Source organism: Clostridium sp. AF37-5 (genome assembly GCF_003477605.1).
Lineage (GTDB): Bacteria > Bacillota > Clostridia > Lachnospirales > Lachnospiraceae > Eubacterium_F.
On record NZ_QUDR01000019.1, the window covers coordinates 1 to 22,164 of the forward strand.

Here is a 22,164-nt window from a genome sequence, read left to right on the forward strand (position 1 = left end):
CAAGTATAATTTTTTTCAAAAACCTCTTGACTATTTATAGTTTGTCACCTCCTCCTAACTTTATTAATTTGTCTCTTTTAATTGCTCCTATTAATAATAACGTTCCAAGAAGCAAAAATCTGACAAATATTTTTCACATTCAATTTTCACGTTCCCATTTGCAATCATAACACAAAATACATCGCATAAAACATAAAAGTCATGAACGGTCGTTTTTGGGGTATGAACGGTCATTTTAACCCATATTTTCACAACACATGATATTACTTATACTGTTTTTTACCAGTTGTTTTCGTAATAGTTTCCTTTTTCCCACTCTTAGTGAATACAGCAGTGCATTTGCATCGATAAGTACCTTTTGCTGATAACTTATAACTATCTGCAAACAACAAATTTGATGCATTTTTTGTCTTTTTCCATGTTTTTACTGTTTTCCACTTTTTGGTGCTTGAAGTATATTTTTGCAAATTAAGTTCTACATCTATTTTTGATGTCGCACCTTTAGCCATTGACCTCACTTCAACATTTGCCGTGCCACTTGAAGAAATTGAAAACGAAGGTTGCAAAATGGCAGCATTTTCACTTTGCAAAATTGGTCCAATCTCCAATGCCGGTTCACTAATCTCAGCAGCTTTTGCTTGCATATTTACTGCAAATAATGCACTCATTCCCAGCAAACATACCATTCTTTTTGTGTCTCTTTTGATTTTCGTAATCATAAAAAATCCTCCTTATATATCGTTATACTAATAATAACGATACAAAAGGAGGAAATCTGACAAAAAATTTTAATTTTTTTTATTTCTGGTACAAACTATTTGCCATTTTCAATAATTCTGCCTTATAATTTCCTTTCTTAATAAGCAGAATCATATAGTTATATTCCTTATCATCCCACATAATCCATTCTTCATTTCCTTTTATATAATAATATGCCTGATACCCCATAACACTTGTTTTAATTTTTTGTTCATATTCAGAATCTGTGTAAATTTGGTCTCCTTCCCTAACTTTACCACGGCTATACTGTAATGTATTCTCTTTTCCATCTCTCCATTCATCATAAAGTGCATTTCCCGACGAAAGTTCATCATGGGAATAATACCGAAATCCCTTCGGCACAAATGTAGGTTTCTCATGAATGACGTCCGGCAGGCTCTCCTTCGTTTTTTCATCCTGATTCTGACCAACATACTCCCTTACTTCCAATTTGTCCTTTGAATCATACGAAAGCAGATATTTCCATGCATTAAAACCAAACACCTTCGCACTGACTTGATTAGCAGCAGCTAAGGAAAGAATCACAATCACTACGGCTGCCGCTTTACGGACGGTATACGCCAGACGCAGATGGCTGCCAAAATATTTTTCGCTCCAATTTAAACGTTTCCATCGTTTCATGAATTTTTTTGAAAATTCATGATTATAATCTTCGTCTTGCGATGGATGAAATGAATTCATCTCCTGATATACACAGGTCGTCAAAAATCTCTTGATACTCTCCTCATTCATTACCGAGCCACTCCTTTCGAATGATTGCAATGCCTCTTGCAATCCTCTTAGACACCGTGTTCTGCTTGATATTAAGAAGTTCAGCAATCTCACTTACCCCTAATTCGTTGACATAACGAAGAATCAGAACCTCCGCATACAGTTTGGGAATCTTGTGAAACACTTCCATCATCTCGCTTTCGCCGTAACCACTTTCGTGCTTACAAAAAAACGGGCTGGTTTCAAACTCATCCATCTCCTGCACCTTTTGATTTTTCCTTTGGTTTTTCCGATATAGGTCAATTGCCGTCCTCTCAACTATAATAACGAGGAAACTCTTCGTTTTCTGACAATCTATTTTATCAATTTTATCTAAATTTTTTATAACCTTTTCCCACGACGTCAAACAGGCGTCTTCTGCATCCTGCGGATGATGCAAAACACGCATTGCTACGACGTACATAAGCCGGTTGTATTTTTCATACAATAACTCCAGTTTTCTTTTGTCCTGCGGTGAGTCCACCGAGGCTAGAAGTATACATAACATATCTCTACCCATTCCTTTGAAAAAAGGCAACAAACCGGCGCATCCGCTGATTTATTGCCTTTCTATCATCTCACATATAGCACACTTTCTTATTTACAAAATGCTTTTACTTTTTCATAAATGCTGTCTGCATCCAAGCCATATTTCTTAACAAGCTCTACTGCCGGACCAGATTCACCAAATACATCATTAACACCGATTTTGCAAACCTTTGTCGGACATTTTTCAGCTAATGCATCGCATACAGCACTTCCCAGACCACCGATAACAGAATGTTCTTCTACCGTTACCACTTTGCCGGTTTCTTTGGCTGCTGCCACGATTAACTCCTCATCCAAAGGTTTAATTGTATGAATGTTAATCACTTTGGCATCAATGCCGTCTGCGGCCAGTTTCTCTGCTGCTTCCAGACAATTGGATACCGGAAGTCCGGTTGCAACAATCGTTACATCCTTACCTTCACGAAGTACAACACCTTTGCCAAGTTCAAATTTATAATCCGGCTTATCGTTAATTACCGGCACAGCCAGACGTCCAAAACGAAGATAACATGGACCGTCATGCTCATAGGCAGCACGAACGGCTGCTTTTGCTTCTACATCATCCGATGGAACAATTACTGTCATACCGGGAATCGTACGCATCAGTGCAATATCTTCATTACACTGGTGTGTCGCACCATCTTCACCTACGGAAATACCGGCATGTGTTGCGCCGATTTTCACATTCAGATGCGGATAACCAATGGAGTTACGAACCTGCTCAAATGCACGTCCCGCAGCAAACATCGCAAAAGAACTTGCAAATGGAACTTTGCCTGTCGTTGCCAGTCCTGCCGCAATTCCCATCATGTTACACTCAGCGATACCACAGTCAATATGGCGTTCCGGGAAAGCCTTTTTGAAAATACCGGTCTTTGTGGCAGCCGCAAGGTCTGCATCCAGTACAACAAGGTTATCAAATTCTGCGCCAAGTTCTGCTAATGCATTACCATAACTCTCACGAGTAGCAATCTTTTTTACTTCTGACATAAAGACTCACCTGCTTTCTCTAATTCTTCCATAGCCTGTGCATACTGCTCATCATTTGGTGCAGTACCATGCCAGCTACACTGATTTTCCATGAAGGAAACTCCTTTTCCTTTAACGGTTTTTGCAATAATAGCCGTAGGCTGTCCTTTGGTCTGTTTTGCTTCATCAAAAGCTGCCTTTAAGGCATCGAAGTCATGACCATCCACTTCAATTACATGGAAACCAAATGCTTTGAATTTCTCATCAATCGGATATGGTGAACATACATCATCAACTGCACCGTCAATCTGTAAGCCGTTATTATCCACGATGGCAACAAAATTATCCAGTTTTCTGTGGCTGGCAAACATTGCTGCCTCCCAAACCTGTCCTTCCTGAATTTCACCATCACCAAGAAGTGTGTAAACACGATAATCATCATTACTTAATTTAGCGGACAACGCCATTCCGACTGCTGCCGAAATTCCCTGTCCCAAAGAACCGCTCGACATATCCACACCAGGAATATGCTTTTTATCCGGATGTCCCTGTAAATAGGAACCAACGTGGCGAAGTGTCGTCAAATCCTCAACCGGGAAAAATCCACGGTTTGCCAGTGCTGCATAGTAGCCGGGAGCCGTATGTCCTTTACTAAGCACGAAACGGTCGCGGTCTGCTTTGTCCGGATTTTTAGGGTCAATATTCAATTCTTCAAAGAAAAGATAAGTAAAAATGTCTGCTGCTGACAAGGAGCCGCCCGGGTGGCCTGATTTTGCACTATGAACCCCAGTTACAATCCCCTTACGAACTTCAACAGCCATTTTCTGAAGTTCTAACTTATTCATAATCAATCTCCTTTTTATTACTCACCAAATTATTCACCAAAAACAGCAATATAATCTTTCTGGAATTTCTCAATACCGATATCAGTCAACGGATGTTTTGTCATCTGCTCAATAACACCATATGGTACCGTAGCAATATCAGCACCTGCCAATGCACAATCCGTAACATGAATTGGATTTCTTACGCTTGCTGCGATGATTTCTGTCTCGATTCCATGTACGGAAAAGATTTCAGCGATGTCACGAATCAAATCGATACCAGGCTGGGAAATATCATCCAGACGTCCTAAGAATGGAGATACATAAGCAGCTCCTGCTCTTGCTGCCAAAAGTGCCTGATTGGCACTGAAAATCAATGTAACATTACATTTAATTCCCTCCGAAGCAAGTACCTTTGTTGCTTTCAATCCTTCTACTGTCATTGGGATTTTAACTACCATGTTCTCATGAAGTTTTGCAATTTCTCTACCTTCTGCAATCATACCCTCTGCATCTACGGTTGTTGCTTTTACCTCACCACTGATTGGACCATCAACAATGGATGCGATTTCTTTCAATACATCTTCCTGACTTCTTCCGCCCTCTTTGGCAATCAGGGATGGATTTGTAGTAACACCACAAATAACCCCCATCTCATTTGCTTTTTTGATGTCCTCAATTTTCGCTGTGTCAACAAAAAATTTCATTGCGTATACCCTCCTAAAAGTAATTTTATATCATATGCCCATTATACATCTTTTGCGCATATAATCTCAACCATTTTTTATTCCTATGGACAACTTTTTTAGATTCCATAGAAATACATACCGGAAAGCGTCAGTTTCTGAACCGAATCCAGTCCGCTTCCATAGTTATACCGGCGAATCGCTTTACCGTCGGACCCCATTTCCAAATAGGTTCCTGCCGTACCGCAAACAATCACATAATTATTTCCGCACTTTTGTAACAAGCTTCCGCTTTTTGCCTCAACTGCCGTGGCCGACGCTTTTTTCTGCACCGTCTTCTTTGCCACATCCGCCTGCCACTCAACGGCAAGATACTGATTTCCTTCCTGCACTAACATCGCAGGTATTGTTTCGTTTTCCTGCGATAAAAGCATAGATTCTTTTGTATTCCAACCGGTAAATTTCTTATTATCATTTATCTTTTTCTTTGCTGTTACCTTTTTCCATGCCGCCTTTTTTCCGACAACAAAAGAAATCTTAGGTTTTGCCGCCGTAATGGCATCCAAATAAATTACCCCGGAAGGATTCTTTGCCACCACGCCAATCGAACCACTTTGCGGCACAGTTAATGAACCGGTCTGAATATCTTTCTTAAACCGGTACACAACCCGTGTTTTCCCTGTCTGGAAAGATGTTGCCAGTAAATACTCATTTTTTTTCTTCTTTCCAAGCCAGTATACTTCATTATATCCGTCGTAAGAAAAATCACGGATTTTCCCATAGCCTTTCATCTGAACGACGCCCGTCACCCTGCCAAGAGCAGATACTTTCGCCACCTTATCTTCTGAAATCTGATAAAGAATGCAATCATCCGAAGCCGTTATGCGGTGACCATGAAATGACTCTGTCGGAATCAAATCACGCAGAATTCCTTTATTATCATAAGCTGCAATCCACGGTGTCCCGGATGGAAAAACATAATACATACCGTTTGCTAACGTAGATTTGGAATAGCCATCACTTACCGTAATCTTTTGTGGTATGCCGGATGGACTGCCTGCTGTTGTGTACTGATAGTTTTTTGTCTCTCTCGTATTTCCGGTTGAATCAACTAATTCCATCACAATAAAATTCGTTTTCCCCGGAAGCAGACCTTCCACCAGAAATTCATGTTCTTTGGCTAAATTATTTTCCTGTCCGTTATTGACATAACGGATATGGTCTGAAATCGTCTCATCTTCAACCGTGATGGTATACCGTACCATACAGCGGAATGAAGTGTGAAAATAAAAATAAAAACTATTTTCCATCGTACCAAATGGATTTTTCGCTATAATCGGATTATCAAAATCCGCATCGGTGCGCTTAATCAACCGGTCTAAACGTGCTCTTGCTTCATTGGAGTTTGAAACCTGATACACGGAATTTGACTCAAAATTAAGAACATTTTTGTCTTCGCCGTCCGTTGCTAAAACCGTAGCTTTATCCGGCATGTCATACTGATAAGCGCGATCCGTCTGATTATCACTTTGCTCTTTTGCCATACGTTTTTTAAATTCGTTTGACGGACCTCCTTCGCGTCCTTTGAGAAAAAAATACGCTCCGGCCGTCAATCCGGACAAGATAAGCAACGTCACAATAATTAATTTTCCTGCCTTTTTCATCCGTATATCTCCTTATCCAGCAATTTTTCAAACTCTTCCATCGGCATTGGTTTTGCATACAAATATCCCTGCGCCATGTCACAGCGGATGCCTCGAAGATAATCTGCCTGATTTTCTGTTTCAACCCCTTCACAGACAACGGTTTTATCCAGTTCCTGTGTCAGTTCCACCGTTTTTCTAATAATAATTTTACTCGTCTCGGAACTCTCTGTCTCATCTAAAAACGACTTGTCAATTTTAATGATGTCAACCGGTAACTCCTTCAATAAATTAAGAGAAGAATACCCCGTTCCAAAATCATCAATGGACCAGCGGATGCCAAGATTCCGAAGCTCTCCCATCATCTTCGCCAAATCTGTCAAATCATCCCTAAAAATCCGTTCCGTCAACTCTAACTCAATATAACGAGGCGGCGTATCATATTTTTTCAAAATGTCCGCCACTCGCTTCACATAATCTTTTTCCTGTAATAAGACACGCGACTGGTTAATCGAAATCGGCACACAATGTCTTTTTTCCTGAAGCCGTCTCTGAATCATGCGACACACTTCACTAAGGATAAAAAAGTCCAATTCAACAATAAAACCATTTTTTTCAAAAATCGGAATAAAATCATCCGGGTAAATCATTGAGCCGTCTTCCCGAATCCAGCGTACTAATGCCTCAGCACCTACAATCTGTCCGGTTTCCAAATTATATTTGGGCTGTATAAATGCCTTAAATTCATGTTGCGCCATCGCATTTTTCATGCTCTGCTCAATTTTCCCTGCACGAATCAATTGTGTGTACACTCTCTCGTCATACACAGCAATATGAGAAGTCGTATTCGTCCGCAGACTTTTTCTGGCAAGATTGGCATACTCCACCATCTTCTGAATCGGCGGATGTTCCTTGTCAATGCGGTAAACACCAATACCAAGCCGCGGATAGGCATCCGAATATTCGTTTCCGATTTCCACTACAAAACGATTGCATAACTCATTGAGCATATTGCGGAATGTAGAAAAATCCTGATAACAGGCAAGTGCTACAAAATGGTCTGCCACACTGCGGCAGCAAAGCAATATACATTTGCTCGATGCCATAATCATCTTCGCCGTATCCGCCAAAAGTTTATCCGCCTTCTGCATACCATACAAATTATTTACCCGTTCAAAATTACAAATATCCGTACAAATAAGTGCATAGTTTTTTTCTTTTGAAATATCTTCTAACTGTCTGGCAGCTCGCTCTTTAAATGCTCCTAATTGAAGCACACCTGTTACCGGATCCTGTATATTCTCTCCGCCTTCTTCTGAAAATTGTTTCTGCCTCTCTTTTAGTACCTGTGTGTCATCCCACAAAGCAGTCTTTCTAATCGCGGATGTATGTATTGATACAATGGAAAACTTTCCATCCTCTTTGCAAATCATCATGGAAAAACGCAAATTCGTATAATAAACATTATCCTGCACCGGCAGACGCAGTTCCAATTCTCCGGTCACCTGATAACAATTTCCGGAAACCTGACTGACATCTGCCGATATCACTTTCATAACACATTGCTTTGGTACTTTTTTTATTTCTCTCTCCAGAAGGTTTTCAAACTCCTGACGGTTGTGTGCCACAAAATTAGATTGCGAACCAAGCCACGTTACATCCTCACCGACATACGCCAGCATGTCTGACATATTATGTCTGACATAATAAGAATAAAAATGACATAAAGCAATCTGCTTTACCTTTTCTGCATTGAGCCGTTTAATCTCTTGTTCACGACTTTCCTGTGTGGTCACAACCTCACCTCCTCTTCTTCTTTTTCTAATTACGGACGGTCCCACTTATCACAAAGTGCCTGAATCTGGTCTGTGAACTTCGCCGTATCCTTATTACTCAATCCCTCATTCTTACGAATTACCGAAATCAGACGCTGTCCTGCCGTCAATAGACGCTGGAACATATCGCCGGAACGTTTCTTCGCTGCCGCTTTCTTCTTCACAGCAACCGGAAGTGCTTCTTTTACAAACTCGCCCTGTATCAAGTCAAAAACTGTACCACTGTACGGTGCCACAGCGTTATAACCGGAATCGGTAAGTGTTCTCGCAAATTCATCGCATACCTTATCCTCTCCATGAACGACAAATACACGTTTTGGCGGTTTATCCGTAAAACTGTTAATCCATTTTAATAATCCATTTTTATCTGCATGCCCGCTGATGCCGGCAATTTTCGTAATCTCTGCTTTGACCTCAATCACTTCACCAAACAGTTTTACTTCTTTTGCCCCCTCAAGCAGTGCACGTCCTAATGTACCTCTGGTCTGATAACCAACAAACACAATCGTACTCTCCGGACGCCATAAGTTATGTTTTAAATGATGGCGGATTCGACCTGCCTCACACATACCGGATGCCGACAAAATAACTTTTGGCTGCTGGTCAAAATTAATTGCCTTACTGTCATCGCTTGTTATAGACAATTTCAAGCCCGGAAATCCAATTGGGTTAATTCCCTTTTCTACAAGTGCTTTTGCTTCTTCATCAAAACACTGCTGAACATTTTTACCGAAAATATTCGTTGCTTCCACAGCGAGCGGACTATCCACATACACTTCAAAATCCGGATGCGTCTTCACTAACTGCTGCTCCTTAATCTGACGTAAGAAATATAACATCTCCTGTGTTCTGCCGACTGCAAAGGATGGCACTACCACATTACCGCCACGGCGGAAAGTGTTTTCAATAATTGCTGCCAGCTCTCCAACATAATCCGGTGCTTCTTCCCCATGCAGTCTGTCACCGTATGTAGATTCCATAACAACATAATCTGCCGCTTTTGTATAAATCGGGTCTCTGAGAATCGGCTTATGTGTGTTTCCAAGATCTCCGGAAAAGACAACCGTTCGTTCTTCTTCGCCCTCTTTTGCAAATACTTCAATGGAAGAAGAACCAAGCAAATGTCCCACATCGGTAAATCGAATGGTAACCTCATCGCAAATCGTAACTTTTTTATCATACTCACACGGAACCAGCAGTCGAATTGCACCTAAGGCATCTTCCATCGTATACAAAGGTTCATAAATTTCACCGCCGGAACGTCTTGCTTTCCGGTTCCGCCACTCTGCCTCAAACTGCTGGATATGAGCACTGTCACGAAGCATAATCTGGCTCAAATCCACTGTCGCTTTTGTTGCGTATACCTGACCGCGGAATCCTCTGGCAAACAACATGGGAAGAAGACCCGTGTGGTCTATGTGTGCGTGTGTCAGCAAAATAAAATCAATCTCTGATGGATTTACCGGAATCTCCTGATTTTCAAACAAATCCTGCCCCTGCTCCATACCAATATCCACGCAGAATTTTTTATCTCCAACTTCCATGTAATGACAGCTTCCCGTAACTTCATGGTCAGCCCCAATAAATACTAATTTCATAATATCACCCCGTCCTTTCCGACCATCTTAATAATGTATTTATTATAAATCATTTTGCCCTTTCCGTCAACAATCCATGAACGAATCGTTAATGCTTTACGAACCCTTATTTATGCGTTAAAATACTGCTTATGGAGGTAGAAAAATGAACGAATTACAGAAACAATTATTTACCCTGCAGGACCCTTCTTATTTAGATTTTCACAGTAAACTGATTCCAACGATTGAAAAAAACAGAATCATCGGCATCCGCACCCCTGCACTGCGCTCGTTTGCCAAAGATTTTAAAGGTACTAAAGAGGCAGAAAGCTTTCTAAAAGAACTGCCCCACCATTATTATGAAGAAAACAATCTTCATATGATGTTAATTTCAGCGGAAAAAGATTATGAAACCTGTGTGTGGGAAATCAACCGTTTTCTTCCCTATATCAACAACTGGGCAACGTGTGATTTACCGGCACCCGGCGTATTCAAAAAACATAAATCGGAACTGTATGGGGAAGTTCTAAAATGGATTTCTTCAAATGACACATACACCATTCGATACGGCATCGGAATTTTGCTGCGGCTATATCTGGACGCCGATTTCTCAGAGAAGCATTTGGCACTTGTTGCGAAAATCCGCTCGGAAGAATATTACGTCAATATGATGATTGCGTGGTATTTTGCCACTGCTCTTGCCAAGCAGTGGGATGCTGCCATTCCTTATTTGGAAAAGAAAAAGCTTTCTGACTGGGTTCACAAAAAAACGATTCAGAAGGCTGTAGAAAGCTACCGCATTACAAAGGAGCAGAAAGAATATTTACGAACCATGAAAAAAATGGTATACTAGTTACATCTTTAATTGTGATAAAAAATACCGGATGGAGGTTACGATTCATGAAAGAAAAAAGAATTGTTGTTGCTCTCGGACGAAATGCCTTTGGTGAGACATTTCCGGAGCAGAAAAAAAACGTAAAAAAGGCAGCTCAGGCAATTGCCGATTTAGTAGAGCAGAAATATCAGATTGTAATTACCCACAGTAACGGGCCTCAGGTCGGCATGATTCAGACCGCTATGACTGAATTTGCCCGTTTGGATAACGATAAAAATTATACCGTTGCACCAATGTCTCTCTGCGGTGCTATGAGTGAGGGTTATATCGGATACGATTTGCAGAACGCCATTCGTACCGAATTGTTAGACCGCGGTATTTTCAAACCGGTTTCTACGATTATTACACAGGTTCGTGTGGATCCGTTTGACAAGGCATTTAACCACCCGACCAAAGTAATTGGACGTGTTATGACGCGTGAAGAAGCCGATGCCGAAGAAGAAAAGGGAAATCATGTCGTACCGGAAGGAGACGGTTTCCGACGTATCATCGCTTCTCCAAAACCAGTTGATATTTATGAAATCGATGCAATTGAAGCGCTTTTAGATGCCGGACAGATTGTCATTGCAGCCGGCGGCGGTGGAATCCCGGTTATGGAACAGGGAACTACATTAAAAGGCGCCAGTGCCGTCATTGAAAAAGACTATACTGCTGCAAAACTTGCTGATATGGTAGATGCTTCCCATCTTATGATTCTGACTTCCAAAGAACAGATGGAAACCGCTGACGGCCAGGCAATTGGTAAAATCAGTGTAAGCGATGCTATTTCCTTAATTGATGAAAATCACTTTGATGCCATCACTACCCTGCCAAAAGTTGATGCCAGCGTATCTTTCGTTTCCTCCGGTGAGGGACGAACCGCTATTATTACAAAGCTTGAGAACGCTTATCAGGGAATTAAGGAGAGAATCGGGACGATTATTAAGTAGTTTGAATGAAACAACATTAAGTTTTTTAGTTGCCATAAAACAACAGAAACATTTGCTTTTCGTGGGCACTTTCGTTTGTTGAGTTGCGTAGCAGCAGGGGTACTGAAACTACCAGTACCGCCTGCTGACGCGCTCAAACCCACTCACCGCAAATGTTTCTGTTGTTTTATTTGTATCTAAAAATTTTATTCTCTGTTTCACTCAAATTACTTAACCCGCACCACCACCAGCTCCCCACAACTTAATAATCTCAATAATTCGATTGATAAGAACACTAAAACTTTGTGCAATTGCGTAACATGAAATGTTTGTTAGTTTTCTATTTAAGATTCCAGTAATTCAACAAAAGAACTTTGTGACTCGTGGGTTTTGAGTACGTCGGTATGTGGCGCTGGTGTTTTCAGTGCCCATACCGCTACGCACTCAATGAGCAAAAGCGCCCACGAGACGCAAAGTTCTTTTGTTAAATTACGGAAACTAAAATACTAACAAACATTTCATCTACTTCATATAAAAGTGCTGGTAATCTTTACAATCTTCCCAGTCACCGCCCCACAAAAAGCCATTTCTCTTAAAGATTTTATATGCCATGTCCTTTTTGTGAATCATTTTATCTTTATGCTCTCCCTTACACAAGGTTATATCACGTTCGAGATACTCGGTTGCATTTTTCGGGAAATAGCCATCCTCTCTGACATAGGGATTCATCAGCGGATTGATATCAATTGCCATACCAAGGGCGTGTTTTGACAGTTCATCGCGCCCCTCAACCGTGCGGTAATTGAATGCCGATGTGTTATTTTCCTCCATGGACGCTTCATCGTCTCCGTCAAAATCATCCACAAGGCGCACCCGCTCAATCGGATATTCCCATTTGTAAAGCTGGTAAAATGCCCGCATGACAGGATATGCAATTTTCTGATTTACCACCAGTTCACCTTCCTGAATCTGTCCCTTGAAATCATAATGGATAATTCGCACATAACGAAGCTCATCCAGCGAAATATCGGGATTTTCACGGTACGAAACTCCTATCATTTTTTCCTTTACATATTCCGGCAAAACGGCACTGTTAAAGCCCTCTTTGTAGACTTTGTAAGTTCCCACATATTTACGGGTCTGCACTAATTGATACAGATAAAATACCGTAAACAATAAAACAACAGCCTCGTAAACATGGCGAACCGAGCCAATTCCGACAAATGTCAAAAGGAAAATAAAAATTCTTGCAAATACGGTAACCCACCAGCCAAACTGCATTCTCCGGTTGGTACTTACATTTGCCATGTCATCCGAAACATTTACCGTCACGTAAATCATGATATATTCCATCCAGATTTCAAATACAAATGCTAAGAAATATAAACTGAGGGCAGATAAAATCAAGGCTCCACCATTCACATAAAACGGAATGACGCGAAGGGCAACGGAACACCCTCCTGCCAGAATGGCTAACAGTGCACCAAACCAAAATTTTTTGTTATGCTTCACGAACATAAATGCACCAATCAGCACAAGTAAACAACCAATAACGTCAGGCAGTATGTCCACCTGTAAATTATGTCCTAAAATATTCTGCGTTACATACTGCTGTATTCTTGGGTGGATATCAATTCCATGATAAAGCCCTGTCGGTTGTATAAAATCCGGATATGAAATACCGCTGCCCACCATAAAATCAACGCCGGTAAACAACAATCCAATTGCGATTAATACGATTGCCATAGTTACGCCTCCTAACAATTCATTTACCAATTAATTCTGCTTTCTCACTATTTTGTATTCATCATCCGTCTGATAATATGGACAGGATTGATACGATGAACCTAGAAATCTTGCCATTTCATCTTCGTCCAAATTGACATCACATTCTGCATAGCCATCATCGTCATAAACGTAAAAGGCACAAAACTCACAATTAGTAACCATAACAATCTCTCCTTCTTCTCCATATATTAACTAAAAAAAGCAAGGTGCCGGCAAAAATCAATTCAAAAATCTGCCACACGCCGCCATACGCTGCATTCAAAAAGTAATACGGCAGACAAAAATATGACAATACATGCGCCCACGGAATCAGCACCGACAAATTCAAAAATACCGGTGTAAACAATACGCTGATACACAAGTAAAACAACGCAAAGAGCCAAATGACACCTTCTTTTACCCGAATTGCAGATAGTAAATCACAAAACAGTACCACTATTATATCATAAATCAGTAGAGAAGCAATTTCTTTTATTGTTAAAAACGAAACTCCGCATAAAAGCTCGGACAAAATTCCTGATATTGTCATCAGAGCCACCGGCACCGCAATCGAAAAAAGCGACATCTCTCTGCGCCATTTTCCAGTAACTGCAAAAGGAATCTGTCTCCCACAATCTTTTCGATAAAGAGCAAGCCCACAGAATCCGGCAAGCAGAATCAAAAAAGCCACACCACCATGTAACGGTGCCAAAAGATAGTCTCCCATCTGTTTTTTTGCAAAGTTCTGCTTGTTTATTTCCATCGTAAATGTTTGCTGCTTTTCCAAATTATCCTTATATTTTTGCGAAATCTCCCCTTTTTGAATCTCATGTGATTCAAAAAGCCCGGATTGTGCGATGTAATCCTCCAGCATCTGTCTACCGTACACACGGAATACACTACTTATCACCGCCTCTCTCGCAATCAAATAAAATGCATTTCCTCCACAGCGGTATTGCGTAATGCATTTTTCATACCGTCCATTTTCATATTGTTTTTTAAGTGTATCCGGAAACACATAACCACACGTCAAATCTCCCTTTCGGATTTTTTGAATCATGTCCTTCTCGGAAGATATTTCACAAAACGTAATCATACCGGTTTTACTAAGAAGTTCCTCCTGAATTTCCCGAACAAACACATTGTCTTTGTCTGCCACAATTCCCACTTTAACTTTTGTAGACTTTTGATGTACCGCATAGGAATATAAATAAGTAAAAAAAGGCAGGGCAATCAGCAGAAACAAAAAGAATTTCTGGCACAAAAAGCGTTTGGTATATTTTTTCATCCACATTCTCATGCGATGCCACCCCTCTTTCTCTTCATGCGCCACAAGGCAAGACAAAAGAAGCAGACTCCATACATAAGTACATAAATAAGCGATGATGAAAAAATCTGTCCTTTCATTTCTGCATGCAGCAAATCAACAAAAACTCCTCCCGGCAGTATTTTCCCAATGCTTACAAGAATTTTGGGCAGCATGTAGTCCGGAAATGCACCGCCAAGCAACACAAACTGCACCACAGCAAATACAAAGAGAAACAGTATCTGTCCGGCATTTGCCCTGCCGCACGGAACGACACAGGCAAGCAGACAAGCCGCGCAAAAACTACCAAAGACAATCCCGCACATATTAAGCATTGTCACCTTTACCCCTAAAAGGGCTGCAAATCCGTAAAATCCGGCAGTCATACAGAGAAACAAAACACCGCCATTTAACAAAACATCAAAAAAAAGCGTATCCACCGTGTTTATTTTCTTTCCTTTCAATAAGCCAAGCAATAACGCTGTCGGACGCTCCCGCAGAGAAATCAAAATCGCCCCCAAAAGGACAAAAAGTGTCACCATAATTCCAAGAAAAATACGCGTAGTATCGTTCATTCCGGAAGCTGATTTTATTGTTTTCTCGTGAAACAAAGTTTCCTGCCGCAGCACAAAACGAATATAATTGCGGTTCATATCCATCGCCACAGTCTTCATACTTCCCTGTCTGCCATACTTTGCGTATAACTGATATGCTGCATAGTCACCGGCTTTTGCTGTCAACACAAAAGAAACTGCCGAATCCACCAGTTCCTCCATCAATGCACTTTCAATTGTTGGCGTTTTAGCCGTTGTCATATGGACGGAGGTTTTTTCGTTCCGATATATTTTTTCTAATAAATTTTCCGGCAGCGTAACATAAGCCGCCACCTTTCCTTCATCCAACTGCTCTTTTGCCTCTGTCTCACTCAGTTCCCGGAACTCACATAAGGTTTTCGTATCTGCCATATTGCTGACATATTCAAGTAACCCTCGCTCCATAAACCCTTTTTCCGGCACAACAACTCCAATATGTATTTTACTGTTTTCTGAAATTGCAGACAAGCAAACAAAAAATACAGTCAAAAGAACCGCCATAGACAAGAAAATGACAGGGAGGACCATAACGGTCCTCTTTGCCATTTTCTTAAGATAACATATTTTGTATGAATTACAAAGTGTCATTTTCATCCTCATAACTGTCTGTATAACTGTCATCATCGCTACCATCATAACTGTCGGTAGTTAAAGAAGTATCCGCATCACTCAATCCTAATGGATCTGATGAAGATGGACTGAACAAGGAACTGATATCACTAATTCCCCATTTACCTAAAATGTTCTGTAAATTAGTCATCACATCACTCTGATACTGAGTCAACGTTGACTGTAAGGTGTCGGCTGTCACAACCTGTTCTTCACCGGCAGGCATTTTTACTTCACCGTCAAGAGCAGCAAATGAGTATTCCATCCCAAAGGTATTCGTGCCTGTTTCGCTCTGGTCAACCGATACATCTTTAAAATCAAGGGTAATACTCTTACCTTTTTCTAAGTTTTTCACACTTCCGCTGCATGACATTTTCACCTCATCGGAATTATACGATTTTACGGAAGCAGACATTGTAAGTGCATTATTATTCTTCGTGTCAAGGGATTCTTTTACTTCTGTTGAAGCAATTTCCGTCCCCATGCTCGAAACAACCATTTTAATTGTATCTTCGCATACATCACCTTTTTTACCCTGAAGGTTATACGTAACTGTTCCAATAGAAGAACCATTCTGTGCCAAGGACAACTCAACATTTGCTGTATTCTGGGCATCGTTATCTACAAATGCACCATGAATATCTAATTTAACTCCGGCAACCGTCACAGAGGTTTTAAATCCTGTCAAGTTACCGTCCGTGCCCTCTACCGTCACAATAATATCCTGTGTGTAAGATGTAATCTGTGGAACAATCATACCAACGCCACTGGCAATCGTTCCTTTGGACATACCAAGTTTTTCTTCAATCTTACCGAGTGTCTCTGACTGGCTGCTTACATAATCACGGAATTTATTTACAAACTCATCCAGTGAAACTTTTGTAATCTTAATCTGATAACCATTATCTGCCTTTTCACATTCTGTGCTGTCATACAAGGCATCTCCCTGCTCCTCTAAGAAATCAGAAAATGTTTCCTGCAAATCCGGAAGCACTGCTAAAACAGCTGAAATACTATTCAGGGCTTCCTGGCTCTCATTATCAGATGCTGTAATGCTGAATGTTTTGTTTGGAATCAGCTCCGGCAGAGAAAATGCTGCTTTCTTTTCCTCTAATGAACCATAGGCTTCTGCTGATAACTGGCTTCCGTCTTTGGAAAGGGCAATCTTTGCGGATGCTTTTTTGTTATTTACATCCAGTGATAAACCGGCACCCATTTCCATACCGGACAAATCAACGGAAGAATCTGATGACTGGATATCTTTTATTTTGTAGTTGATATCCATTCCTTTTTCTAACATAGCCTTTGACAATTCATCAAGACCAAGCTGCTTGCTCACTGCTGACTGTGTCATCTTTTCCGGCGCCTGTTTCAAAAGGTCAAATGCCTTCTTCTTTGTCGAACCAAATAGTGTACCGGTAGCTGCCAGCACAATTCCGGTTGCCACGACTCCGACAACAACAACGATTGCAATAATTAACGCAATCAGTTTCCCCTTACTCTTCTTCTTTTCCATTTTTTCCTCCATTTTCCTACATAGGTAGGCTCCTTTTTTGAATTGTTTCTATGATAATCAGCCTTGAATCCATTCCGTGAGTTCAAAACCGTTTATCTCTTTATCCAATGTGACAGTACAACCATCACGGATTCCATATAAAGAATGGCAAAACGTGATTTCGGACATCTCATGAGATGTTATTATAACACTTTTTCCTTTCCTTGTAAAATTCTTTATCAATCGAAGGATTTCGTTCTTCGCCATTAAATCCAATGCTGCTCCCGGTTCATCCATTACTAAAACATCCGGGTCACCAGCCAGTGCACAACAGATACTGAGTCTTTTTTTCATGCCTCCGGATAACTTTTTAACCGGTTTTTTATAGATTTTATGCATACCAAAATAAAATAACCACCCATCTTCCAAATCTTTCTGCAAACGTGCTTTATCATTTGCATACCATAATTCCAAATTGTCTTTTACTGTTAAATCTTCAAATAACGGATTTTCCTGTGGCACATAACCGACATGCTCCGAAAGAAACGTTCCATCCACCGCTTTTCCATTCCACAAAATAGTTCCTGCATCCGGCTTCAATGCACCAACTATAATTTTTAAAAGCGTCGATTTTCCGGCTCCATTGGCACCCACAAAGCATACACTCTCTCCATCTTTTACAGTAATTGAAACATCTTGTAAAACTTCATTTTTTCGATAAGATTTTTGTAATTTTTCCAGTTCAAGCACAGCTTCTTTCCTCCCATTTTTTTCTGCCTTTTGTGGCAATCCAATAAGCCAAAAAGCCAAGAATCAGACCAAAGAGCATCCCCGCCAGTACATCTGTTGGATAATGCACATAAAAATATAATCTTGTGCAGCCCATGATAAAAGCAAACAAAAGTGCTGCCACACCCATTTTTCGATGATTCATAAAGATTGCCATTGCCGCCGCAAAGGAAGAAAGGGAGTGCCCGGATGGAAACGAATAATCTTTTGGATTTTGAATCAGCAGATTAACCAACGGATTCCGCCAGCACGGTCTCGGTCTTGCCACCAATGGTTTTAAAGTCACATTTCCAACAAGAAGGGAAAATAACAACGCAAGTAAAACCGATATGCCAATCCATCGCGTCTTTTTATAAGCAACGAGACAAAGCCCCAAAGCAATCCAGATTAAACCGCCCTCTCCAAGGAATGTGATTGCCTTGAACAAAACAGTTAAAAACTCATTCTGTATTGACTGAAACCAATTAAGAATTACGCTGTCAAACCAAGCTACCAAAATGCTCTCCTTTACTTTCTTTTCTTCCTCACAATAATTTTACACGATTTTTTCATCGTGCCATAAGTCGCATAAATGCGGACTGTTCCTTTTTTCTTTGCCTTTACAACCCCCTTTTTCGATACACTGGCAATCTTTTTATTGGATGATTTCCACTTGATTTTACCATGTAGGTTTGCCGGCCAGAACGACGCCTTTAACCGATATTTTTTACCGGTGCGAAGTTTTTTCTTTTTCTTATTCAGTGATATTTTGCCGATTTTCTTGTAATATTTTTTTAATTCTTTTGCTGCCCCCGAACGAATCAAGTCCTTGTAAGCAAAAAATACATACCCTTCTGTATTACCACTTCGAATCTGGCGAATCTGTGAGGCAATGTTGCCGGATGATTTCTTCCAGCCCGGATCTTCTTTTAATGAATAGCCGGTCTTATAAAGGGCAAGCCCCACATACATTGGTACGTCACGTTTGTTAATTTCACGCCACTTTGCCAGACGCTCATTAAACAATGCTGTTTTTTTACCGCTCATAATATAGTTATTCGACCAATAAATCTGCGGAATTATATAATCCACATACCCACTTTGAGACAACCATGTCCTGACATCCGCCCCGATTTTTTCACAATATGTAATATCACCGGCAGGGCTGATACCAAACTTCAACGATTTCTTTTTCTGCTTTACCGTCTGATAAACTTTCCGAACCATCACATTTACATTTTGACGCCGTGTTGCAGCCGGCACCTTCTTGTATTTTTTTATATTGGTCGGATAAAAATAATCATCAAAGTGAATGCCATCCACTGCATACCGGTTAATAATTTCCTTTACCTGGTTGACAATTCGTACTGTTGTCGTTTCACTTGCCGGGTCAAGAATTTTCGTCGACGAAACACGGTACGGATTCATCCATGCATGAATTTTTAACTTGTGTGAATGTGCAAGAGAAACCAATATTTTCAAAGGGTCATACCCCGGTGCTTTTCCATCCGAAGATATGTACTTACTAAATCCTGCCACAGAAGACGGATAGATTGCATCATCATAAGCCCTTACATGAAAATAAACGGTATTGCATCCGTTCGCCCGAATTGTTGCAAATATTTTATTCGCATTGGCACGAAACTGTGCCTCTGTTTTATCTTTCAGTCCAAGTTCCTCAAACTCAAAGCAGGACACCCAGACACCTCTAGTCTGCAAAGAACCTGCCTGCGCTTTGTTTCCATTTCCCAAACTTAAACAAAGTGCCATAAACAAAATAAGCAGAAAACTATAATGTTTCACGTTATTTTATCTCCTTTCCACTCTCTTTTTGCGCCTGTCTTTTGTAGTAAACAGGGGCAATTCCATAATATTTCTTAAATAATTTACTAAAATAATACACATCTTCATATCCCACAGCCAGCGATACATTGCGCACACTTCCGCAATTTTCTTTTTCTAATATTTCCTTTGCCTTTTCCAGCCGGATTTTTATCAAATACCGAATCGGCGACTCTCCCGTCTCTTCTTTGAAAATCTTTGAAATATATACCGGACTCAGATACATATTCGCCGCAATCTGGTCAAGTGAAATATGAGAAGCATAGTTCTCATTCATGTACGCAATAATTCGTTTTACCACATAGCCCTTACTGCGGGATTCAAAAACAAATCCATGATTTTCCTGCTTTTCTTCACCATGTATCTGCCTGAGAATCAATACTAACATCTGCACCATATAGGCTTTTATCATGAAATACTGCCCATTCTGCTGGATTTTGGTTTCGGAAATCATTGTCTGCACCAACTGGTTTAAGTCCTGCTTCAACTCTGCCCCACATCGCAGCACCGGTGCTCCATCCGGCAAAATTAACGACTGTGGCGGCATATCCTGGAAATGAAAATTACTTAATCCGATATACACTTCAATGGGCGGTTTTTCCCCTTTTCGCAGTTCAAAACGATGCACAAGCCCCGGATTTCCCACTAACAAATCCCCCGGCTGCAATAAATATTCTTTTCCTTCTATGTAGTATCTTGCCTTCCCCGACAAAATATAAGTCAGTTCCAAATAGTCATGGCTATGGTCCTCCCCACTGACCTCCGGCACCTTTTTCCCAATATATAAAAGATGGGGATTAAAATCTCCATACGACAGATGGTCAAACTGCATCTTAAATCTCCTTCTCTCCTAGAGTGCTTTTATGCAAAATATTTTACTATGTTTGCCTGGAAAAGTAAAGGGGAAGGGGGGTGGTGTTAATTTTTTTGGTTCCATAAATAAGTAGAAAGGCTTCGCGTCTCGTGGGCACTCCCGTTCATTGAGTGCGTAACGGTATGGGCACTGAAACTACCAGCGCCACATACCGACGTACTCAAAACCCACGAGTCACAAAGTCTTTCTACTGATTTACTGGAATCCTAAAAGATTAGCAACTGTCCTCATCCCACCACACCTGACAAAAGTGTTCGATATTGACCAGTAAATGACCACTTTTTTATAAAATGACCAGTAAATGGTCACTTTTTGACCACTTTTTCACCGCAAATACTATATCGAACACTTGCTCCTTTTCCGTTTTTCACGATATAGCCCTTCTCTACCATCTCATCAATCACCTTTCTAGCGGAAGTTCTTGACTTATATCCACACACTTCTGCCGCCTTTCCTGTACTTATGCTGCCACGTTCAAAAATATAGTGCAGAATGGCTTCTTCTTTTTCACTCAACAATGACATTTTTTGTTCTAACGTTTGTTCTTCCACGCGCAAATCTGCTGCCCCCGGAATATATACAACCTGTCCAACTTCTAACTTTAAAGTGACACGGTCTGCGCGAACCGAAAAATCAAATTCAGGTTTTTTCCAGTTCTGCTCTTTCCATGCAGTCATAATCTTATCAACTCCACTGCCGGCACGCTCACCAACATTGACAAACCCAAACATTTTCAAAATATTCGGGTTTCTAGGATCGCTATTTCCTCCCGCATAAAATTCCTCTTTTGTGATTCGTATGGTTCCCGGATTTGAAATCGTTATCTCTTTTCCCTTTTTAACGACAACCACACCTCGTCTTTCGTAATAGTTGGAATGCGCCAAAGCATTTGCCACAGCCTCTCCTAATGCCGCGTGCACATCTACACGATCCACCCGGTATCCATCCTTTCGGTTTACAAAAGGCACTGCAATATCATCATCAATCCGATTAATTACTTTATAGTAAAAATCATAAAGATTACCGCTCCAATCTCCTTCATCAGAATGTGTCCGGAACAACCATCTAACAGATTTATCCTCACTTTCTTCGCGATAGTCTAAAAAATAATTTGGAAATACTTCTGTTATCCGATAAGCATCTCCAAAAAACAACAAGCCTGCGATAGTCGGAGACAGTTCCCCTTTATTATTCTTGGCAACGGCCCGCAGTTTCATTAAAAATTCATCATTTTCAAGTAAATTCCACGGATGTCCTTGATGCAATTGTTCAAATACAATCCGATACCCCTTAATGGTATCTGTATTCAACGCATCCAATCCCATATTATCTAATACTTCCGTATCTGTTCCACCATCTCGCTGATCTGCAAACATAGCTCGAACTGCTTCCTCTGAACACAGAAAATCCCCCTCGTAGTCCCTGCGATAAGTTCCTTTCATCGGATCAACACCAATATACACCGGCTTATCATGCCGGTCTGCTGCCGGAACA

21 protein-coding genes are annotated in these 22,164 nt (G+C 40.7%); 2 read left to right on the forward strand and 19 right to left on the reverse strand.

Going from position 1 to position 22,164, the window contains the following annotated elements:
- Positions 1–263 precede the first annotated feature (263 nt).
- The 9 genes from DW019_RS11380 to DW019_RS11420 all read right to left on the reverse strand — a co-directional run bounded on the left by DW019_RS11380 (position 264) and on the right by DW019_RS11420 (position 9,634).
- Entirely contained in the window at positions 264–719 is a 456-nt protein-coding gene (locus tag DW019_RS11380; protein ID WP_118443461.1) for a hypothetical protein, read from the reverse strand.
- Between the two features lie 79 nt (positions 720–798).
- Positions 799–1,512 (reverse strand): DUF4367 domain-containing protein, encoded by a 714-nt coding sequence (locus tag DW019_RS11385; protein ID WP_118443462.1) that lies wholly within the window; start codon positions 1,510–1,512, stop codon positions 799–801.
- On the reverse strand, positions 1,505–2,038 hold the full coding sequence (locus DW019_RS11390) for an RNA polymerase sigma factor (RefSeq protein WP_182431116.1): 534 nt from the start codon (positions 2,036–2,038) through the stop codon (positions 1,505–1,507). The genes DW019_RS11385 and DW019_RS11390 overlap by 8 nt, the downstream gene beginning before the upstream one ends.
- 89 nt (positions 2,039–2,127) lie before the next feature.
- Positions 2,128–3,069: a transketolase family protein gene (locus DW019_RS11395; RefSeq protein ID WP_117479120.1), complete on the reverse strand. Its 942-nt coding sequence runs from the start codon at positions 3,067–3,069 to the stop codon at positions 2,128–2,130.
- Positions 3,057–3,893, reverse strand: coding sequence for a transketolase (locus DW019_RS11400; RefSeq protein WP_022377161.1), 837 nt, complete (start codon positions 3,891–3,893; stop codon positions 3,057–3,059). Before DW019_RS11400 ends, DW019_RS11395 begins: the two co-directional genes overlap by 13 nt.
- Positions 3,894–3,922: 29 nt before the next feature.
- Complete coding sequence (gene fsa / locus DW019_RS11405) at positions 3,923–4,579, reverse strand: fructose-6-phosphate aldolase (protein WP_022377160.1); 657 nt, start codon at positions 4,577–4,579, stop codon at positions 3,923–3,925.
- A gap of 98 nt (positions 4,580–4,677) precedes the next feature.
- A complete protein-coding gene (locus DW019_RS11410; RefSeq protein WP_118443464.1) occupies positions 4,678–6,222 on the reverse strand; it encodes an aryl-sulfate sulfotransferase N-terminal domain-containing protein in 1,545 nt (514 codons plus the stop codon).
- A complete protein-coding gene (locus DW019_RS11415; protein WP_118443465.1) occupies positions 6,219–7,997 on the reverse strand; it encodes an EAL domain-containing protein in 1,779 nt (592 codons plus the stop codon). Before DW019_RS11415 ends, DW019_RS11410 begins: the two co-directional genes overlap by 4 nt.
- A 29-nt stretch (positions 7,998–8,026) precedes the next feature.
- Positions 8,027–9,634, reverse strand: coding sequence for an MBL fold metallo-hydrolase (locus DW019_RS11420; protein ID WP_117479124.1), 1,608 nt, complete (start codon positions 9,632–9,634; stop codon positions 8,027–8,029).
- A gap of 145 nt (positions 9,635–9,779) precedes the next feature.
- Between DW019_RS11420 and DW019_RS11425 the strand changes: the two genes are divergently transcribed.
- Positions 9,780–10,466, forward strand: coding sequence for a DNA alkylation repair protein (locus DW019_RS11425; RefSeq protein WP_117479125.1), 687 nt, complete (start codon positions 9,780–9,782; stop codon positions 10,464–10,466).
- 47 nt (positions 10,467–10,513) lie between these two features.
- Positions 10,514–11,437: a carbamate kinase gene (arcC, locus tag DW019_RS11430; RefSeq protein WP_022377154.1), complete on the forward strand. Its 924-nt coding sequence runs from the start codon at positions 10,514–10,516 to the stop codon at positions 11,435–11,437.
- A gap of 501 nt (positions 11,438–11,938) precedes the next feature.
- Here arcC and DW019_RS11435 read toward each other — a convergent pair.
- The 10 genes from DW019_RS11435 to DW019_RS11475 all read right to left on the reverse strand — a co-directional run bounded on the left by DW019_RS11435 (position 11,939) and on the right by DW019_RS11475 (position 22,112).
- Positions 11,939–13,162: a M15 family metallopeptidase gene (locus DW019_RS11435; protein ID WP_118443466.1), complete on the reverse strand. Its 1,224-nt coding sequence runs from the start codon at positions 13,160–13,162 to the stop codon at positions 11,939–11,941.
- A 30-nt stretch (positions 13,163–13,192) separates the two neighbouring features.
- Entirely contained in the window at positions 13,193–13,366 is a 174-nt protein-coding gene (locus DW019_RS15145; RefSeq protein WP_022377152.1) for a DUF6472 family protein, read from the reverse strand.
- A complete protein-coding gene (locus DW019_RS11440; RefSeq protein WP_118443467.1) occupies positions 13,356–14,483 on the reverse strand; it encodes a hypothetical protein in 1,128 nt (375 codons plus the stop codon). Before DW019_RS11440 ends, DW019_RS15145 begins: the two co-directional genes overlap by 11 nt.
- On the reverse strand, positions 14,480–15,706 hold the full coding sequence (locus DW019_RS11445) for an ABC transporter permease (RefSeq protein WP_182431117.1): 1,227 nt from the start codon (positions 15,704–15,706) through the stop codon (positions 14,480–14,482). Before DW019_RS11445 ends, DW019_RS11440 begins: the two co-directional genes overlap by 4 nt.
- The gene (locus tag DW019_RS11450) at positions 15,657–17,207 is read right to left on the reverse strand and encodes a hypothetical protein (protein WP_118443469.1); all 1,551 of its coding nucleotides are present in this window, start codon (positions 17,205–17,207) and stop codon (positions 15,657–15,659) included. The genes DW019_RS11445 and DW019_RS11450 overlap by 50 nt, the downstream gene beginning before the upstream one ends.
- Before the next feature lie 57 nt (positions 17,208–17,264).
- Positions 17,265–17,936 carry an ABC transporter ATP-binding protein gene (locus DW019_RS11455; RefSeq protein ID WP_182431118.1) on the reverse strand — a complete coding sequence of 224 codons (672 nt, stop codon included), beginning with the start codon at positions 17,934–17,936 and terminating at the stop codon, positions 17,265–17,267.
- The gene (locus DW019_RS11460; RefSeq protein ID WP_182431119.1) at positions 17,929–18,471 is read right to left on the reverse strand and encodes a phosphatase PAP2 family protein; all 543 of its coding nucleotides are present in this window, start codon (positions 18,469–18,471) and stop codon (positions 17,929–17,931) included. The genes DW019_RS11455 and DW019_RS11460 overlap by 8 nt, the downstream gene beginning before the upstream one ends.
- Positions 18,472–18,482: 11 nt before the next feature.
- Entirely contained in the window at positions 18,483–19,757 is a 1,275-nt protein-coding gene (locus tag DW019_RS11465; protein WP_118443472.1) for a family 10 glycosylhydrolase, read from the reverse strand.
- Between the two features lies 1 nt (position 19,758).
- Positions 19,759–20,628 (reverse strand): AraC family transcriptional regulator, encoded by an 870-nt coding sequence (locus DW019_RS11470; RefSeq protein ID WP_118443473.1) that lies wholly within the window; start codon positions 20,626–20,628, stop codon positions 19,759–19,761.
- A 347-nt stretch (positions 20,629–20,975) separates the two neighbouring features.
- Positions 20,976–22,112: an ATP-binding protein gene (locus tag DW019_RS11475; RefSeq protein ID WP_147353028.1), complete on the reverse strand. Its 1,137-nt coding sequence runs from the start codon at positions 22,110–22,112 to the stop codon at positions 20,976–20,978.
- Between the last annotated feature and the right edge of the window lie 52 nt (positions 22,113–22,164).

What these genes read in the sequence shown, in the direction of transcription:
- DW019_RS11380 (WP_118443461.1), bottom strand. Translation starts at nt 719, where the DNA reads ATGATTACGAAAATCAAAAGAGACACAAAAAGAATGGTATGTTTGCTG.
- DW019_RS11385 (WP_118443462.1), bottom strand. Translation starts at nt 1,512, where the DNA reads ATGAATGAGGAGAGTATCAAGAGATTTTTGACGACCTGTGTATATCAG.
- DW019_RS11470 (WP_118443473.1), bottom strand. Translation starts at nt 20,628, where the DNA reads ATGCAGTTTGACCATCTGTCGTATGGAGATTTTAATCCCCATCTTTTA.
- DW019_RS11390 (WP_182431116.1), bottom strand. Translation starts at nt 2,038, where the DNA reads ATGTTATGTATACTTCTAGCCTCGGTGGACTCACCGCAGGACAAAAGA.
- DW019_RS11395 (WP_117479120.1), bottom strand. Translation starts at nt 3,069, where the DNA reads ATGTCAGAAGTAAAAAAGATTGCTACTCGTGAGAGTTATGGTAATGCA.
- arcC (WP_022377154.1), top strand. Translation starts at nt 10,514, where the DNA reads ATGAAAGAAAAAAGAATTGTTGTTGCTCTCGGACGAAATGCCTTTGGT.
- DW019_RS11400 (WP_022377161.1), bottom strand. Translation starts at nt 3,893, where the DNA reads ATGAATAAGTTAGAACTTCAGAAAATGGCTGTTGAAGTTCGTAAGGGG.
- DW019_RS11440 (WP_118443467.1), bottom strand. Translation starts at nt 14,483, where the DNA reads ATGAGAATGTGGATGAAAAAATATACCAAACGCTTTTTGTGCCAGAAA.
- fsa (WP_022377160.1), bottom strand. Translation starts at nt 4,579, where the DNA reads ATGAAATTTTTTGTTGACACAGCGAAAATTGAGGACATCAAAAAAGCA.
- DW019_RS11445 (WP_182431117.1), bottom strand. Translation starts at nt 15,706, where the DNA reads ATGATGACAGTTATACAGACAGTTATGAGGATGAAAATGACACTTTGT.
- DW019_RS15145 (WP_022377152.1), bottom strand. Translation starts at nt 13,366, where the DNA reads ATGGTTACTAATTGTGAGTTTTGTGCCTTTTACGTTTATGACGATGAT.
- DW019_RS11420 (WP_117479124.1), bottom strand. Translation starts at nt 9,634, where the DNA reads ATGAAATTAGTATTTATTGGGGCTGACCATGAAGTTACGGGAAGCTGT.
- DW019_RS11425 (WP_117479125.1), top strand. Translation starts at nt 9,780, where the DNA reads ATGAACGAATTACAGAAACAATTATTTACCCTGCAGGACCCTTCTTAT.
- DW019_RS11450 (WP_118443469.1), bottom strand. Translation starts at nt 17,207, where the DNA reads ATGGAAAAGAAGAAGAGTAAGGGGAAACTGATTGCGTTAATTATTGCA.
- DW019_RS11475 (WP_147353028.1), bottom strand. Translation starts at nt 22,112, where the DNA reads ATGAAAGGAACTTATCGCAGGGACTACGAGGGGGATTTTCTGTGTTCA.
- DW019_RS11435 (WP_118443466.1), bottom strand. Translation starts at nt 13,162, where the DNA reads ATGGCAATCGTATTAATCGCAATTGGATTGTTGTTTACCGGCGTTGAT.
- DW019_RS11410 (WP_118443464.1), bottom strand. Translation starts at nt 6,222, where the DNA reads ATGAAAAAGGCAGGAAAATTAATTATTGTGACGTTGCTTATCTTGTCC.